This is a genomic window from Prevotella sp. OH937_COT-195, assembly GCF_003932845.1.
Taxonomy (GTDB): Bacteria; Bacteroidota; Bacteroidia; order Bacteroidales; family Bacteroidaceae; genus Prevotella.
The window spans coordinates 1-491 of sequence record NZ_RQZH01000140.1 but is presented as its reverse complement, the minus strand read 5'-3'; the positions used below and the strand labels follow the sequence as shown (position 1 = coordinate 491).

1 protein-coding gene is annotated in these 491 nt (G+C 53.6%); it reads right to left on the bottom strand.

Annotated elements, in window-relative coordinates; translation table 11 throughout:
• Positions 1-329, bottom strand: a 329-nt coding sequence (locus EII32_RS11610; RefSeq protein ID WP_199741441.1) for an HU family DNA-binding protein, incomplete at its 3' end; no start/stop codon positions are given.
• Between the last annotated feature and the right edge of the window lie 162 nt (positions 330-491).

The following is a 491-nucleotide window of genomic DNA, read 5'->3' as shown; positions in this document are numbered from 1 at the left end:
GGGAAGAACTGTATGCGCGGTGTCTTGAGCGTTTCGGCGGTGACGTCCTGCCTGCTTTCCACGCGCTTGCCGGTGGAGATGACCTTGAAGGAGCCGAGATCGGCCAGGTCGATGGCTCTTCCGGCGAACAGCTCTTCGCGGACGATTTCCGCCAGGGCGGTGATTGCCGAGCGCACGTCGGCGCGCGATAGGGCTGTGAGGTTGATGATGCGGTCTTCCACCTGCTTGGCAGTGATCTTGTCCTGCGCCACGGGTGCGGCGTAAAACATGGTCTTGCCTTTGTTTTTGCCGATGCGCATCATTTCGGATTTTACTTTGTAAATCAACATGTTTTTTGTTTTTTAATGATTATACTTGTGCGGCTCTTGCCGCGTTGACGATTTTGTTTCTGTTGTTCCTTGGGAAGTGTTTTGGTCGTTCCTCAGGAAGTCCTTTCACCGTTCCTTGGGAAGTCCTTTGGCCGTTCCTTGGGAAGTGTTGTTCTTGCGAAG